The organism is Buttiauxella gaviniae (assembly GCF_040786275.1).
Classification (GTDB): domain Bacteria; phylum Pseudomonadota; class Gammaproteobacteria; order Enterobacterales; family Enterobacteriaceae; genus Buttiauxella; species Buttiauxella gaviniae_A.
The window spans coordinates 1,537,210-1,551,870 of the sequence record NZ_JBFMVT010000002.1; the positions used below are offsets into that span (position 1 = coordinate 1,537,210).

The 14,661-nt window shown below is 51.4% G+C and carries 12 protein-coding genes; 7 read left to right on the forward strand and 5 right to left on the reverse strand.

From position 1 onward, the window contains the following. The first annotated feature begins 173 nt into the window (after positions 1 to 173). Both crp and AB1E22_RS07835 read left to right on the forward strand, forming a co-directional pair. Positions 174 to 806 carry a cAMP-activated global transcriptional regulator CRP gene (gene crp, locus AB1E22_RS07830; protein WP_003852956.1) on the forward strand — a complete coding sequence of 211 codons (633 nt, stop codon included), beginning with the start codon at positions 174 to 176 and terminating at the stop codon, positions 804 to 806. Between the two features lie 188 nt (positions 807 to 994). Next, a complete protein-coding gene (locus AB1E22_RS07835; RefSeq protein ID WP_367594815.1) occupies positions 995 to 3,079 on the forward strand; it encodes a YccS/YhfK family putative transporter in 2,085 nt (694 codons plus the stop codon). A gap of 97 nt (positions 3,080 to 3,176) precedes the next feature. On the opposite strand, the gene argD is transcribed toward AB1E22_RS07835, so the two are convergent. The 4 genes from argD to ppiA form a co-directional block, all read right to left on the reverse strand. After that, a complete protein-coding gene (gene argD / locus AB1E22_RS07840; RefSeq protein ID WP_367594816.1) occupies positions 3,177 to 4,397 on the reverse strand; it encodes a bifunctional acetylornithine/succinyldiaminopimelate transaminase in 1,221 nt (406 codons plus the stop codon). Positions 4,398 to 4,486: 89 nt separating this feature from the next. Further along, complete coding sequence (gene pabA, locus AB1E22_RS07845; RefSeq protein WP_367594817.1) at positions 4,487 to 5,050, reverse strand: aminodeoxychorismate synthase component 2; 564 nt, start codon at positions 5,048 to 5,050, stop codon at positions 4,487 to 4,489. A gap of 33 nt (positions 5,051 to 5,083) precedes the next feature. Further along, positions 5,084 to 5,686: a putative adenosine monophosphate-protein transferase Fic gene (locus tag AB1E22_RS07850; protein WP_367594818.1), complete on the reverse strand. Its 603-nt coding sequence runs from the start codon at positions 5,684 to 5,686 to the stop codon at positions 5,084 to 5,086. Positions 5,687 to 5,793: 107 nt separating this feature from the next. Continuing rightward, complete coding sequence (gene ppiA / locus AB1E22_RS07855; RefSeq protein ID WP_367594819.1) at positions 5,794 to 6,366, reverse strand: peptidylprolyl isomerase A; 573 nt, start codon at positions 6,364 to 6,366, stop codon at positions 5,794 to 5,796. A 279-nt stretch (positions 6,367 to 6,645) separates the two neighbouring features. Here ppiA and tsgA point away from each other — a divergent pair, with 279 nt between their 5' ends. Continuing rightward, positions 6,646 to 7,830, forward strand: coding sequence for an MFS transporter TsgA (tsgA, locus tag AB1E22_RS07860; protein ID WP_367594820.1), 1,185 nt, complete (start codon positions 6,646 to 6,648; stop codon positions 7,828 to 7,830). Between the two features lie 77 nt (positions 7,831 to 7,907). Here the strand turns inward: tsgA and AB1E22_RS07865 are convergent, their stop codons facing one another. Beyond that, a complete protein-coding gene (locus tag AB1E22_RS07865) occupies positions 7,908 to 9,188 on the reverse strand; it encodes a cytosine deaminase (RefSeq protein WP_367594821.1) in 1,281 nt (426 codons plus the stop codon). A gap of 230 nt (positions 9,189 to 9,418) precedes the next feature. Between AB1E22_RS07865 and nirB the strand changes: the two genes are divergently transcribed. The 4 genes from nirB to cysG all read left to right on the forward strand — a co-directional run bounded on the left by nirB (position 9,419) and on the right by cysG (position 14,655). Beyond that, a complete protein-coding gene (gene nirB / locus AB1E22_RS07870; RefSeq protein ID WP_367594822.1) occupies positions 9,419 to 11,971 on the forward strand; it encodes a nitrite reductase large subunit NirB in 2,553 nt (850 codons plus the stop codon). Beyond that, positions 11,968 to 12,294 carry a nitrite reductase small subunit NirD gene (gene nirD, locus AB1E22_RS07875; protein ID WP_367594823.1) on the forward strand — a complete coding sequence of 109 codons (327 nt, stop codon included), beginning with the start codon at positions 11,968 to 11,970 and terminating at the stop codon, positions 12,292 to 12,294. Before nirB ends, nirD begins: the two co-directional genes overlap by 4 nt. Before the next feature lie 161 nt (positions 12,295 to 12,455). Next, positions 12,456 to 13,262, forward strand: a complete 807-nt coding sequence (gene nirC / locus AB1E22_RS07880; RefSeq protein ID WP_367594824.1) for a nitrite transporter NirC — start codon at positions 12,456 to 12,458, stop codon at positions 13,260 to 13,262. A 19-nt stretch (positions 13,263 to 13,281) separates the two neighbouring features. After that, complete coding sequence (gene cysG, locus AB1E22_RS07885; RefSeq protein ID WP_367594825.1) at positions 13,282 to 14,655, forward strand: siroheme synthase CysG; 1,374 nt, start codon at positions 13,282 to 13,284, stop codon at positions 14,653 to 14,655. Positions 14,656 to 14,661: the final 6 nt, after the last annotated feature.

Here is a 14,661-nt window from a genome sequence, read left to right on the forward strand (position 1 = left end):
ATCGATACATTGACGTTATGTATGTATGCAGAGGACATCACTAATTACAGGCAGCAAGAATGACTTGCATGCCATCTCCCCAAGGTGGGGAATATTCTAATACTTGCAACGCCAGACAGGATGTTTAGCGTCTTGTCGTTGGTAGCCAGTTATAAAACAGAGGATAACCGCGCATGGTGCTTGGCAAACCGCAAACAGACCCGACTCTCGAATGGTTCTTGTCTCATTGCCATATTCATAAGTATCCATCGAAGAGCACACTGATTCACCAGGGTGAAAAAGCAGAGACGCTGTATTACATCGTCAAGGGCTCTGTGGCTGTTCTGATTAAAGATGAAGAGGGCAAGGAGATGATCCTCTCTTATCTGAATCAGGGCGATTTCATCGGCGAGTTAGGGCTGTTCGAAGAAGGTCAGGAGCGTAGTGCCTGGGTTCGTGCTAAGAGCGCTTGTGAAGTGGCTGAAATTTCATATAAAAAATTCCGCCAGCTGATTCAGGTCAACCCAGACATTCTGATGCGCCTGTCTTCGCAGATGGCACGCCGTCTGCAAGTGACATCTGAGAAAGTCGGTAATCTGGCGTTCCTGGATGTGACGGGCCGTATCGCGCAGACACTGCTGAACCTCGCAAAACAACCTGATGCAATGACCCACCCGGACGGTATGCAGATTAAAATTACCCGTCAGGAAATTGGTCAGATCGTCGGTTGCTCACGTGAGACCGTAGGCCGTATCCTAAAAATGCTGGAAGATCAAAACCTGATCTCCGCTCACGGTAAAACGATCGTCGTTTACGGCACTCGTTAATCTCCTGCTTGAAAAATGGCGTATCGCTTCGGTAATACGCCTTTTTTATTTTTAAAATTCACTTATACCCGAGTAATTGAAGCTGCAGCAAGGCAGCAAGTGAGTTCATCCCGATGAGCTTACTAAAGTAAGTGATTCGGGTGAATGAACGCAGCTAACGCCGCTGCAGCTTCAAGTAAGAAGGGTATATGTGGCGCAGACTGATCTACCATCCCGAAGTCAACTATGCACTGCGACAAACGCTGGTGTTATGTCTTCCCGTGGCGGTAGGTTTGCTCTTTGGCGATTTGCAATCTGGGCTGCTTTTCTCGTTAGTCCCCGCCTGCTGTAATATTGCCGGTCTGGATACACCCCATAAACGCTTCTTCAAACGCCTGATTATTGGCGGCAGCCTTTTTGCTTTCAGCAGTTTGATCATGCAGCTTTTACTGCTGTATACCGCCGTACCGCTGCCTCTGATTCTTATGGTGATGGCGCTCCTGTTGGGCGTCACGGCTGAAATCAGTGCGCTTCACGCACGTCTGCTTCCCGCCTCGCTGATTGCCGCTATCTTTACCCTCAGCATGGCCGGGAACATGCCAATCTGGAAGCCGATGCTGCTGTATGTCTCCGGCACAATTTGGTACGGCGTATTTAACTGGGTTTGGTTCTGGATGTGGCGCGAACAGCCACTGCGGGAATCGCTTAGCCTGCTCTATCGCCAGCTTGCGGATTATTGCGAAGCCAAATACGGCATGCTAACTCAGCACACCGATCCTGAAAAAACACTCCCGCCCTTACTGGCTCGCCAACAAAAAGCGGTCGACCTCATCACCGTGTGCTATCAACAACTGCACATGCTGGCGGCGAATCAGCAAAATGGTTACAAGCGTTTGTTACGCGCCTTTCAGGTGGCTTTGGATTTACAAGAACACATCTCCGTGAGTCTGCACCAACCTTCCGAAGTACAAAAGCTGGTTGAAAAAAGCCACGCCGAAGCGGTAATTCGCTGGAATGCACAGACTACTGCCGCACGTTTACGTGTGCTGGCTGATGACATTCTTTACCATCGTTTTCCCCGCCGCTTCACAATGGAAAAACAGATTGATGCGCTTGAGAAAATCGCCCGTCAGAATCCAGACAACCCAGTTGGGCAATTTTGTCATTATCACTTCAGCCGTATCGCGCGCGTGCTGCGGACTCAACGCCCGCTCTATATCCGTGATTTGATGGAAGACAGGCAGCGCCGGTTGCCATTGTGGGCCGCACTGAAAAGCTATTTGTCTTTGAAATCGGCAGCGCTGCGCAACGCCGCAAGGCTGGGTGTCATGCTCACTATCGCGAGCATTTTGGGCGCGTTCTTACATCTGCCCAAACCTTACTGGATTTTGATGACGGTCATGTTCGTCACGCAAAACGGCTACGGCGCCACACGCGTTCGTATCCTCCACCGTTCGGCGGGCACCATGGCGGGCCTGGCAATCGCCGGTGTGGCGCTACACTTCCATTTCCCACAGAGCATTGCGCTGACGGCGATGCTGGTGATAACCCTGGTCAGCTATTTATTCATTCGTAAAAGCTACGGTTGGGCAACGATTGGCTTCACGGTCACGGCGGTCTACACACTGCAACTGATCACCCTGAGCGCCGAGCAGTACATCGTTCCTCGCCTGATAGATACCCTGCTGGGCTGCCTGATTGCCTTCGGTGGCATGTTGTGGCTGTGGCCGCAGTGGCAGAGCGGCTTATTGCGCCAGAACGCCCACGATGCGCTTGAGAAAGACCAGGACGCTATTCGCCTGATCCTGAGTAGCGACCCGGAACCTACGCCTCTCGCCTATCAACGCATGAAAGTAAACCAGGCGCATAACGCCCTGTTTAACTCCCTCAACCAGGCGATGCAAGAGCCCGGCTTTAATTCCGACTATCTGGCCGACATGAAATTGTGGGTCACACACAGTCAGTTTATCGTCGAACACATTAATGCGATGACGACCCTGGCGCGTGAGCACAACATGCTGACGCCGGATTTAGCCCAGCGCTATTTGCAGTCGTGTGAAATTGCACTGCAACGCTGTCAGCAGCGGCTGCAATATGATGGGCCGGGGGAAACCAATGACGCCAATATTCTGGATCCGCTGGAAGGGCTACCGAGCGGGCCATTAAGCACGATGGAACAACATTTACAGCGGATATTGGGCCATCTCAGCACCATGCACACCATTTCTTCGGTGGCATGGCGTCAGCGTCCCCATCATGGGATTTGGCTGAACCGCCGCTTAGGCCGGTCGTAAGGTGGAATTGTCGGGTGTCGCGACGCTAATCCGACCTACAACGGCCTTTAGTAGGGTGGATTAGCGTCCAGCACCACCCACCGAATGACGCGAATATTTAACCTTTAACGATACTTGCGACCGCGCTCGCAAAACGCTGCATACCCTCTGCAATATCCGCCTCTTCAACGATAAGCGATGGCGCAAAACGCATCACATCCGGCCCCGCGTTTAGAACCATCACGCCCTCTTGTGCTGCAGCATAAAGGAATTCGCGCGCGCGGCCTTTGTATTGCGGCTTCAGCTCAGCACCAATCAGCAGACCCATGCCGCGAATATCGCTGAACAGATCAAACTGCTCGTCAATGTGCTGCAGGTGATTCACAAACTGCTCGCGCTTCACCGAGACGCCTTTCAACACCTCAGGCGTATTGATGATATCGAATGCTGCACCGGCTACGGCACAGGCCAGCGGGTTTCCACCGTAGGTTGAGCCATGTGTGCCGACGTGAAATGCCGAGGCGATTTCCTGAGTGGTCAGCATCACGCTCACCGGGAATCCACCACCGAGGGCTTTAGCGCTGGTCAAAATATCTGGCGTCACGCCGTAATGCATATACGCAAACAGCTCCCCGATGCGCCCCATACCGCACTGGACTTCATCGAACACCAGCAGGGCTTTATGTTCATCGCACAGCGCGCGCAGACCGTGTAAAAATTCCGGCGTTGCCGCCGTGACACCGCCCTCGCCCTGAATAGGTTCCACCACCACCGCGCAAGTGTGATCGTCCATCACCGCTTTTACCGCATGCAAATCGTTAAACGGCACATGAATAATATCCGCAGGCTTCGGGCCAAAACCATCGGAATACTTCGGCTGGCCGCCAACAGAAACGGTAAACAATGAACGCCCGTGGAAGGCATTATGGAAGGCGATAATCTTGGTTTTATACGGGCTATGGCGCGTGGATGCGTAGTAACGTGCCAGTTTAAAAGCGGTTTCGTTTGCTTCAGTGCCGGAGTTCATAAACAGCACGCGTTCTGCAAAAGTGGCATCAATCAGCTTACGGCCCAGGCGCAGCGCAGGTTCGTTAGTGAAAACATTACTGGTATGCCATAACGTTTCACCCTGGCTTTTCAAGGCCTCCACTAACGCGGGATGGCAGTGGCCCAACGCGGTAACCGCGATTCCCCCCGCGAAATCAACGTACTCTTTGCCCTGTTGGTCCCATACACGGCTGCCTTTTCCTTTTACCGGAATAAACTCAGCCGGTGCATAAATCGGCAGAATGACTTCATCGAAAGTTGCGCGGGTAATTGCTGATTGTTCAGTTGCCATTTATTGCCCATCCCCTTTTTACGCATAAAACACAATTGAAAATATAATCATGAAATATGCATAAAAAATCATTATCTGGCAATAAAAAATCAACGCGTAAGGAAATTGGCTAACAGTTGGTGCCCCTGTTCGCTAAGAATACTTTCCGGGTGGAATTGCACCCCTTCCAGGTCAAGCTCACGATGGCGGATGCCCATAATCTCTTGCTTGTCCGTCAATGCCGTAACCTCAAAACAGGCGGGTAACGTGGCAGGGTCGATAACCAAAGAGTGATAACGCGTAACGGTAAGAGGATTGTTCAGGCCGCAAAATACGCCGCTATTATTATGCGAAATAACAGACGTTTTGCCGTGCATCACTTTTTCTGCACGCACAATCGTTGCGCCGAAGGCTTGCGCAATGGCCTGATGCCCAAGGCAAACGCCAAGAATCGGCAGTTGTCCGGCAAAATGTTGAATCGCCATAAGGGAAATGCCCGCTTCATTGGGTGTGCATGGGCCGGGTGAGATAACCAATTTTTCAGGAGCCAGGGCGCTGATGTCAGAAAGGGTCAGCTCATCGTTACGTTTCACCACTACCTCTGCGCCTAATTCGCAAAAGTACTGATAAAGGTTCCAGGTGAATGAGTCGTAATTGTCGATAAGCAGTAGCATCGCGGCTCCAGGGTAAAAAAGAACCGCGGTATTCTATTCGCTTTCGCCCGCTTCACTCACCACTTTAGTGAAAATCTCCGTAAGCGGCCCTAAATCACCCAGCGCACCGGCCTGATTCGCCGTCCGCCATTGGTCAGGATCCACGCCACTCCAGTCCAGAACGTAACCTGCATGAATCGCCAGTTGCTCGAAGAAGACGCGCTGCGCACGGCCGCTGCCAACAAAGAAGGGATGAAGCACATTAATTTCACAGTAGTAATGCGCCAGGCGATGAACAAATTCGGTTCTGGCAAGCCCTGTCAAATAATGCTCGTTCTCCATCTCCTGCATCAGATCGTTGCCTTCGTTTTCGATGTACTCGAAATGGCAGAAGCGAGTCTCCCCTTTGGAAATATCCACATCACGCAGCTCACCCGCCCAGTCAAAAACATCCTGAAAAAGTTGCTGATGAATGGCGCACAACCAGGGTAATCCGCGATGTAACGGGCCCAGCTCGATCGTCGCTACGCGCTGAGCGATAGACTCATCTTGCGCATGAGGCTCAAGCACATCAAGCAAAGTGCTGGCCTGAAAAGAACGGCTACGCTGTTGCTCCCAAAGGCGGGACTTTTGTTTATCGGTAAGTTTCTTTGCCATGATGCCTCCCTCACATAAGCCATTCTTGCCACAAGTATAAGCAGCAATTGGGGGAAGTGCAGGAAGGTGAATTTTGCGCGGGACGCAATGCCCCGCGCAGGCGATTTTTATGGCAGGACTTTCGCAGAGAGGATAACTACCGGTTTTGACGGAACATTTTGGTATGGACCGACATCATGAGTCTGTACCTGAGAGATCTTATCGGCCACTTCCATCCCTTTCACAACTTTACCAAACACCGCGTAACCGAAGTCACGTTGGCCGTGATCGAGGAAAGCGTTGTCAGCCACGTTGATAAAGAACTGGCTGGTGGCGCTGTCTTTATCCGCCGTACGCGCCATAGAAATCGTGCCGCGAGTATTACGTAGGCCGTTATCGGCTTCGTTTTTGATCGGTGGATTTGGCTGCTTCTGATTCATGTCTTCAGTAAAACCACCGCCCTGAAGCATAAAGCCCGGGATCACGCGGTGGAAAATGGTGTTGTTGTAGAAACCGTTGTTAACGTAGTCCACAAAGTTTTTCACAGAAATCGGGGCTTTTTGGCTGTTTAACTCAAGCTCAATTTCACCTGCTGAAGTGGTCAACAGGACGTGTGGGTCACCTTTAGCAGCAAGTACCGCAGGAGAGAATGCGGTGAGAGCAAATACTGTTGCTACAGCCGCCAGAGTCGATTTGAGCATGAATAATTCCTTACGAAAGCAGTGAATGAAGCAGTTGCTAGATTGTAAAGAGGCACTCAACTGTGCGCCAGCCATTTACGGTTTTTTACTTTCACACAAATCAATAAGTTAAATGAATGAATAATTAGGTCGCGTCAATTTTCGTGACTTAAATCACTTAAAACCCACTGTATTGCTGCAAATGAATTATAAATTGTATGAATGAATCACATTTATGACTAAAATCCATCCTTCTCGAATGCTGTCAAAGCACTTTACATTTCTATTCACAGGCTTCTCATGACTAACAGCAACCGCATTAAGCTCACATGGATCAGCTTTTTCTCCTACGCCCTGACAGGTGCGTTGGTGATCGTCACCGGGATGGTGATGGGTAATATTGCCGAATACTTCCACGTTCCCGTTTCCAGCATGAGTAATACTTTTACTTTCTTGAATGCGGGCATTTTGATCTCTATTTTCCTGAATGCCTGGTTAATGGAAATCGTGCCACTGAAAACTCAGTTGCGCTTTGGTTTCATCTTGATGGTTCTGGCCGTTGCCGGACTCATCTTCGGTGATAACCTGACCGTTTTCTCAGCCGCAATGTTTGTGCTGGGCCTGGTCAGCGGGATTACCATGTCGATTGGTACTTTCCTGATTACACATATGTATGAAGGCCGTCAGCGTGGTTCACGTCTGCTGTTTACTGATTCTTTCTTCAGCATGGCAGGGATGATTTTCCCGATGGTCGCGGCGATTTTGCTGGCTCGTAGCATCAACTGGTATTGGGTTTATGTTTGCATCGGCCTGGTTTACGTCGCCATCTTCTTGCTAACTATCGGCTGTGAGTTCCCGGCTCTGGGTAAACATGCGCCGCAGACTGAGAAAGTTGTTGAAAAAGAAAAATGGGGCGTGGGCGTGCTGTTCCTGTCCATTGCGGCTCTGTGCTACATCCTCGGCCAATTGGGCTTCATCTCTTGGGTGCCGGAATACGCTAAAAGCCTGGGCATGAATCTGAATGATGCAGGCCAACTGGTGAGCGACTTCTGGATGTCTTATATGTTCGGGATGTGGGCTTTCAGCTTCATTTTGCGTTTCTTCGATCTGCAACGCATTCTGACCGTTCTGGCTGGTGTTGCTACCGTTCTGATGTATCTGTTCAACAAAAGCGAACCAGCACATCTGGCGTGGTTTATTTTGGCGCTTGGCTTCTTCTCCAGCGCGATTTACACCTCAATCATCACGCTCGGTTCTTTGCAGACCAAAGTGGCGTCACCGAAACTGGTTAACTTCGTACTGACCTGCGGCACCATCGGCACCATGCTGACCTTCGTGGTTACCGGCCCGATTGTGGCTCATAGCGGCCCACATGCTGCGCTACACACCGCAAACGGTCTGTATGCCGTAGTCTTTGTGATGTGTGTCGTGCTCGGTCTGGTGACCAAACACCGCCAGCATAACGCGGCGGCTGCAGCTCACTAAGTTCCTGTTATGTAGGGCGGGTGGCGCGATGCTCACTCGCCCTACAAATTTGGTGGTGGCGTCATCCACCAGACAGACTATCGATACTGAATCTCTTCTGCTTTATCCAGCATCACCCACGTTTGTGCCAGTTGCGTCGTCGCAATCACCTTCCCTTCCCGCACAGACCAACGTACAGGCACCTGACGCCGCACCGCATCAAAACCATTCTCTGCCGGAAGAATAATTAAGTTCGCCGTATTCCCCTCAACAATGCCGTAATCCTGCACCCCGAAAGTACGGGCGCTATTATCGGTGATAAGTTTTAACCCTTCATTAATTTGCTGGTAGCCCATCATCTGGCAGACATGCAGCCCCATATGCAGCACCTGCAACATATTCGCAGTGCCCAACGGGTACCACGGGTCAAATACATCGTCATGACCAAAGCAGACGTTAATGCCCGCCTCCATTAACTCTTTCACACGCGTAATGCCGCGACGCTTCGGATAGTCGTCAAAGCGCCCTTGCAGATGAATATTGACCAGAGGATTCGCGACAAAGTTAATCCCTGAAAGCTTGAGCAGACGGAACAGACGTGAGGTATATGCCCCGTTGTAAGAGTGCATGGCCGTGGTGTGGCTGGCCGTTACGCGCGCACCAATCCCATCACGTAGCGCCAGAGCGGCAACCGTTTCAACAAAACGCGATTGCTCATCATCAATTTCATCGCAGTGAATATCTAAGGGACGGTCATATTTCCTGGCGAGGGCAAAGGCTTTATGCAGCGATTCAACGCCATATTCGCGCGTAAATTCAAAATGGGGAATTGCCCCAACAACATCTGCCCCAAGTCTCAGAGCCTCTTCGAGCAGCGCTTCCCCGTCGGGATACGACAAAATGCCCTCTTGTGGAAAAGCGACAATTTGCACGTCAATCCACGGCGCGGCTTCCTGCTTCACCTCCAGCATCGCTTTTAGCGCGGTGAGCGTGGGGTCAGAAACATCAACATGGGTGCGCACATACTGAATGCCATTGGCAATTTGCCACTTCAGCGTCTGCCAGGCGCGTTGCTTTACGTCTTGGTGCGTGAGTACCGCTTTGCGTTCAGCCCAGCGTTCAATACCCTCAAACAGCGTGCCTGACTGATTCCAGTGCGGCTGCCCGGCGGTCTGCGTGGTATCCAGGTGAATATGAGGTTCAATAAACGGCGGGATGGCAAGCCCTCCTCCGCCATCGAGAGTATGCTGGTTTTCGGGTAAGGTTTCGCTCATCGGTTTAATAGCATCGATGCGCCCGTTTTCGATGCTGATCTGCCACAAACCTTCTCGCCCCACCAGCCGCACATTTTGGATAACTGCTAATTCTACATTACTCATAACTGCTCCCTCCTGGTTAACCGCGCCTCTATTTCATAGCACGACCGGGTCATTTGGGACATCTATTGTCTGGTTAACGAATAACCAAGCATTTCCATAACTTAGAAAAACTCACCAAAATCATATACATACCCATTAAGAGGTATATAAGGGCGGATTTGATTTGTATCAATAATCGCCATTGCTGAATCGTTAAGGTAGGCGGTAATAGAAAAGAAATTGAGGCAATTATGAGCAAAGTCAGAATCGCAATCATCGGTAATGGCATGGTCGGCCATCGCTTTATCGAAGACTTACTTGATAAAGCCCTGCCAGGCCAATTCGAAATCACTGTTTTCTGCGAAGAACCGCGCAAAGCCTACGATCGCGTGCACCTCTCTTCCTATTTTTCTCACCACACTGCTGAAGAATTATCTCTGGTTCGTGACGGCTACTATGAGAAGCATGGCGTACAAGTGCTGGTGGGCGAACGCGCCATCACCATCAACCGCCAGGAAAAAGTGATTCATTCGAATACTGGTCGCACCGTCTATTACGACAAACTGGTGATGGCAACGGGTTCTTATCCATGGATCCCGCCAATTAAAGGTTCTGAAACACAAGACTGTTTTGTTTACCGCACCATTGAAGATTTAAACGCTATCGAATCCTGTGCCCGTCGTAGTAAACGTGGCGCGGTTGTCGGTGGCGGTTTGCTGGGTCTTGAAGCTGCAGGCGCATTGAAAAATCTTGGCGTAGAAACTCACGTTATCGAATTCGCTCCAATGCTGATGGCCGAGCAGCTCGACCGTATGGGTGGCGAGCAGCTTCGCAACAAAATTGAAAGCATGGGCGTGCGGGTTCATACCAGCAAAAACACCCAGGAAATCGTTCAGGAAGGTAAAGAAGCCCGTAAAACCATGCGCTTTGCCGATGGTTCCGAGCTTGAAGTCGACTTTATCGTCTTCTCCACCGGTATTCGTCCACGCGACAAACTGGCGATCCAGTGCGGCCTGGAAACAGGGCAACGCGGCGGTATCGTTATCAATGACAGTTGCCAGACTTCTGACCCGGATATCTACGCTATCGGGGAATGTGCTAGCTGGAATAATCGTACATTCGGCCTGGTAGCCCCTGGCTACAAAATGGCTCAGGTTACTGCTGACCACCTACTCGGTACTGAAAACGCCTTTGAAGGCGCAGACATGAGCGCCAAGCTGAAGCTGCTGGGCGTTGACGTTGGCGGTATCGGTGATGCGCACGGCCGCACACCAAATGCGCGCAGCTACGTTTATCTCGACGAAAGCAAAGAAGTTTATAAGCGTCTGATTGTCAGCGCTGATAACAAAACGCTGCTCGGTGCGGTTCTGGTAGGTGATACCAGCGATTACGGCAACCTGCTGCAACTGGTTCTGAACGCTATTGAACTGCCGGAAAACCCAGACGCGCTGATTCTGCCTGCACACGCAAGCTCCGGTAAGCCAGCGATTGGTGTCGATAAACTGCCAGACAGCGCGCAAATCTGCTCCTGCTTTGATGTCACCAAAGGGCATCTGATCAAAGCCATCAATAATGGCTGCCATACCGTTGCTGCGCTGAAAGCGGAAACCAAAGCGGGTACCGGCTGTGGCGGTTGTATCCCGTTGATCACTCAGGTATTGAACGCTGAGCTGAGCAAACAAGGTATCGAAGTTAACAATAACCTGTGCGAGCACTTCGCGTTTTCTCGCCAGGAGCTGTATCACCTGATTCGCGTTGAAGGCATCAAAACTTTCGATGAGCTGCTGGAAAAATACGGCAAAGGCTACGGCTGTGAAGTCTGTAAACCGACGGTCGGTTCTTTGCTGGCGTCTTGCTGGAACGATTATGTGCTGGCGCCTAAGCACACGCCGCTTCAGGACACCAACGACAACTTCCTGGGCAATATTCAGAAAGACGGTACCTACTCTGTTATCCCACGTTCAGCAGGCGGGGAAATTACCCCAGAAGGTCTGATGGTCGTTGGTCGTATCGCACGCGAATACAACCTGTATACCAAAATCACCGGCTCTCAGCGTATCGGCCTGTTTGGCGTACAGAAAGATGATTTACCAGAAATCTGGCGTCAACTGATTGATGCTGGTTTTGAAACCGGCCACGCCTACGCGAAAGCACTGCGTATGGCGAAAACCTGCGTAGGCAGCACCTGGTGCCGTTACGGCGTGGGCGATAGCGTGGGCTTCGGCGTTGAGCTGGAAAACCGTTACAAAGGCCTGCGTACTCCGCACAAAATGAAGTTTGGTGTTTCTGGCTGTACCCGTGAATGTGCGGAAGCGCAGGGTAAAGACGTGGGTATTATCGCCACTGAAAAAGGCTGGAACCTGTACGTGTGTGGTAACGGCGGGATGAAACCGCGTCACGCAGATTTGCTGGCGGCAGATTTAGACCGTGAAACGCTGATCAAATATCTCGACCGTTTCATGATGTTCTACATCCGTACCGCTGACAAACTGACGCGTACCGCTCCGTGGCTTGAGAGCCTGGAAGGCGGTATCGACTACCTCAAGCAAGTCATCATCGACGACAAGCTGGGCCTGAACGCTCAACTGGAATCTGAACTGGAACGTCTGCGCGAGAAAGTAATCTGCGAGTGGGCTGAAACGGTTAACACCCCAGAAGCTCAGGTTCGCTTCAAACACTTTATCAACAGCCCACAGCGCGATCCGAACGTCCAGGTCGTGCCTGAGCGTGAACAACATCGTCCGGCTACGCCTTACGAACGTATCCCGGTTACTCTAGTAGAAGCAGTGGAGGAAAATGTATGAGCCAGTGGACTACCGTTTGCCAGTTAAACGACATCCTGCCTGCTACCGGTGTTTGTGCATTAGTGGGTGACGCGCAGATTGCTATTTTCCGTCCGCGCAACGATGAGCAGGTTTTCGCAATCAGCAATATCGACCCGTTTTTTGAGGCGAGCGTTCTGTCTCGCGGGCTGATCGCTGAGCACCAGAATGAACTGTGGGTTGCCAGCCCGTTGAAAAAGCAGCGTTTCAGACTGCGTGACGGCCTGTGCATGGAAGATGAGAGCTATTCTGTGGCGCACTACCCAGCGCGCGTTAAGGATGGCCAGGTTCAGATCAAAGCATAAGACTTAAAAAGCCCTCACCCCGGCCCTCTCCTCAGGAGAGGGAGAAAGTCAAAAAGGCTTCTCCGGATAATACCTCTCCTCCAGGGAGAGGATTAGGGTGAGGGTCGCTTTCCAAATTTTTTAAATTTCTACTTTTCTTTCACTTTGTTGGGATAACAAAAATGTTCACCGATACCATTAATAAATGTGCGGCGAATGCCGCTCGCATTGCACGATTATCAAAAAACAGTCCGCTCGGATTCTGGATAAGCTCCGCTATGGCGGGTGCTTATGTAGGCCTTGCGATCATCCTTATCTTCACACTCGGTAATCTGGTTGATCCTTCGTTGCGACCACTGGTGATGGGCGCGACCTTTGGCATCGCCCTGACCCTGGTCATTATCGCAGGTTCTGAACTGTTTACCGGCCACACCATGTTTCTGACGTTTGGTGTTAAAGCTGGCACGATCACCCACGGTCAAATGTGGAGCATTTTGCCAAAAACCTGGCTGGGCAACCTGATCGGTTCCGTGTTTGTCGCCCTGCTTTATCACTGGGGTGGCGGTAGCCTGTTACCGGTCGATAAAAGCCTGATTCACACCGTTGCGCTGGCAAAAACCACCGCACCGGCAATGGTGCTGTTCTTTAAAGGTGCTTTGTGTAACTGGCTGGTTTGTCTTGCTATCTGGATGGCCGTTCGTACCGAAGGTGCCGCGAAGTTCATCGCTATCTGGTGGTGTCTGCTGGCGTTTATCGCATCCGGTTATGAGCACTCAGTCGCTAACATGACGTTGTTCGCCCTGTCCTGGTTTGGCAATCATAGCGACGCTTATACGCTGGCTGGCATCGGCCACAACCTGCTGTGGGTAACGCTTGGGAATACCCTGTCTGGTGTAGTATTCATGGGCCTGGGTTATTGGTATGCTACGCCGAAAGCCGAGCGTCCACAGCCTGAGCGAATCGCTAAGCCGGAGACTGTTCGCAACTAATTTCTTTTGAGGATTGACCGTGGATCACCTGCCTATATTTTGTCAATTGCAAGGTCGTGCCTGCTTACTTGTTGGTGGTGGCGATGTTGCAGAACGTAAAGCGCGTTTATTGATGGAGGCAGGTGCACAGGTCACTGTCAATGCCCTGGACTTCTCCCCGCAGTTCCATGCGTGGGCTGAACAGGGCATGATCGCTCTGGTTCAGGGCGAATTTGACCCCGCACTGCTTGATGTTTGCTGGCTGGCGATTGCCGCCACAGATAACGATGCCGTGAATCAACACGTCAGCGATGCGGCGGAATCCCGCCGTATTTTCTGTAATGTGGTCGATGCCCCTAAGCAAGCCAGCTTTATCATGCCATCGATTATCGACCGTTCACCGTTGATGGTGGCGGTATCGTCCGGTGGCACCTCCCCTGTTTTATCCCGCCTGTTACGTGAAAAACTTGAAGCGTTTCTGCCGCTGCATCTGGGCAAAATCGCCTCTTATGCCGGAACGCTGCGTGGCCGGGTAAAAGCCAATTTCAAAACCATGGGCGAGCGTCGCCGCTTCTGGGAAAAATTCTTCTCTAACGATCGTCTGGCGCAATATCTGGCGAACGAAGACCAACTGGCGATCGATAAAGAAACAGATGCGATGTTTACCACACCGCTGGATCATCGCGGCGAAGTCGTGCTGGTCGGTGCAGGGCCTGGGGATGCAGGTTTATTGACGCTGAAAGGTTTACAGCAAATCCAGCAGGCTGATGTAGTGGTTTATGACCGTCTGGTATCCGATGACATCATGAACCTGGTGCGCCGCGATGCTGACCGCATATTTGTTGGTAAACGTGCGGGCTATCACTGCGTTCCACAGGAAGAGATTAACCAGATTCTGCTGCGTGAAGCGCAGAGCGGAAAACGAGTGGTGCGTCTGAAAGGCGGCGATCCGTTTATCTTTGGCCGTGGTGGTGAAGAGTTAGAAACGCTGTGCGAAGGTGGGATTCCGTTTTCCGTCGTCCCAGGCATTACAGCCGCATCGGGCTGCTCTGCCTATTCGGGTATTCCGTTAACTCACCGCGACTATGCACAGAGCGTGCGCCTGGTGACTGGCCACCTGAAAACAGGTGGTGAACTGGATTGGGAAAACCTGGCTGCAGAAAAGCAAACGCTGGTGTTTTACATGGGCCTGAACCAGGCTCCAGCGATTCAGGAAAAACTGATCGAGCATGGAATGTCTGCGGATATGCCGGTTGCGCTGGTGGAAAATGGCACTGCCGTTAACCAGCGTGTTGTCAGCGGAGCGCTAAGTGAACTGAGCGGATTATCGACCCAAGTCAAAAGCCCGGCGCTAATTATTGTTGGCAGAGTGGTTGCATTGCGAGATAAGCTGAACTGGTTCTCGAATCACTAAAAAAGT

Bases quoted from the DNA above. Each gene is read 5' to 3' on its own strand.
- crp (WP_003852956.1), top strand. From the start codon at position 174: ATGGTGCTTGGCAAACCGCAAACAGACCCGACTCTCGAATGGTTCTTG.
- AB1E22_RS07835 (WP_367594815.1), top strand. From the start codon at position 995: ATGTGGCGCAGACTGATCTACCATCCCGAAGTCAACTATGCACTGCGA.
- argD (WP_367594816.1), bottom strand. From the start codon at position 4,397: ATGGCAACTGAACAATCAGCAATTACCCGCGCAACTTTCGATGAAGTC.
- pabA (WP_367594817.1), bottom strand. From the start codon at position 5,050: ATGCTACTGCTTATCGACAATTACGACTCATTCACCTGGAACCTTTAT.
- AB1E22_RS07850 (WP_367594818.1), bottom strand. From the start codon at position 5,686: ATGGCAAAGAAACTTACCGATAAACAAAAGTCCCGCCTTTGGGAGCAA.
- ppiA (WP_367594819.1), bottom strand. From the start codon at position 6,366: ATGCTCAAATCGACTCTGGCGGCTGTAGCAACAGTATTTGCTCTCACC.
- tsgA (WP_367594820.1), top strand. From the start codon at position 6,646: ATGACTAACAGCAACCGCATTAAGCTCACATGGATCAGCTTTTTCTCC.
- AB1E22_RS07865 (WP_367594821.1), bottom strand. From the start codon at position 9,188: ATGAGTAATGTAGAATTAGCAGTTATCCAAAATGTGCGGCTGGTGGGG.
- nirB (WP_367594822.1), top strand. From the start codon at position 9,419: ATGAGCAAAGTCAGAATCGCAATCATCGGTAATGGCATGGTCGGCCAT.
- nirD (WP_367594823.1), top strand. From the start codon at position 11,968: ATGAGCCAGTGGACTACCGTTTGCCAGTTAAACGACATCCTGCCTGCT.
- nirC (WP_367594824.1), top strand. From the start codon at position 12,456: ATGTTCACCGATACCATTAATAAATGTGCGGCGAATGCCGCTCGCATT.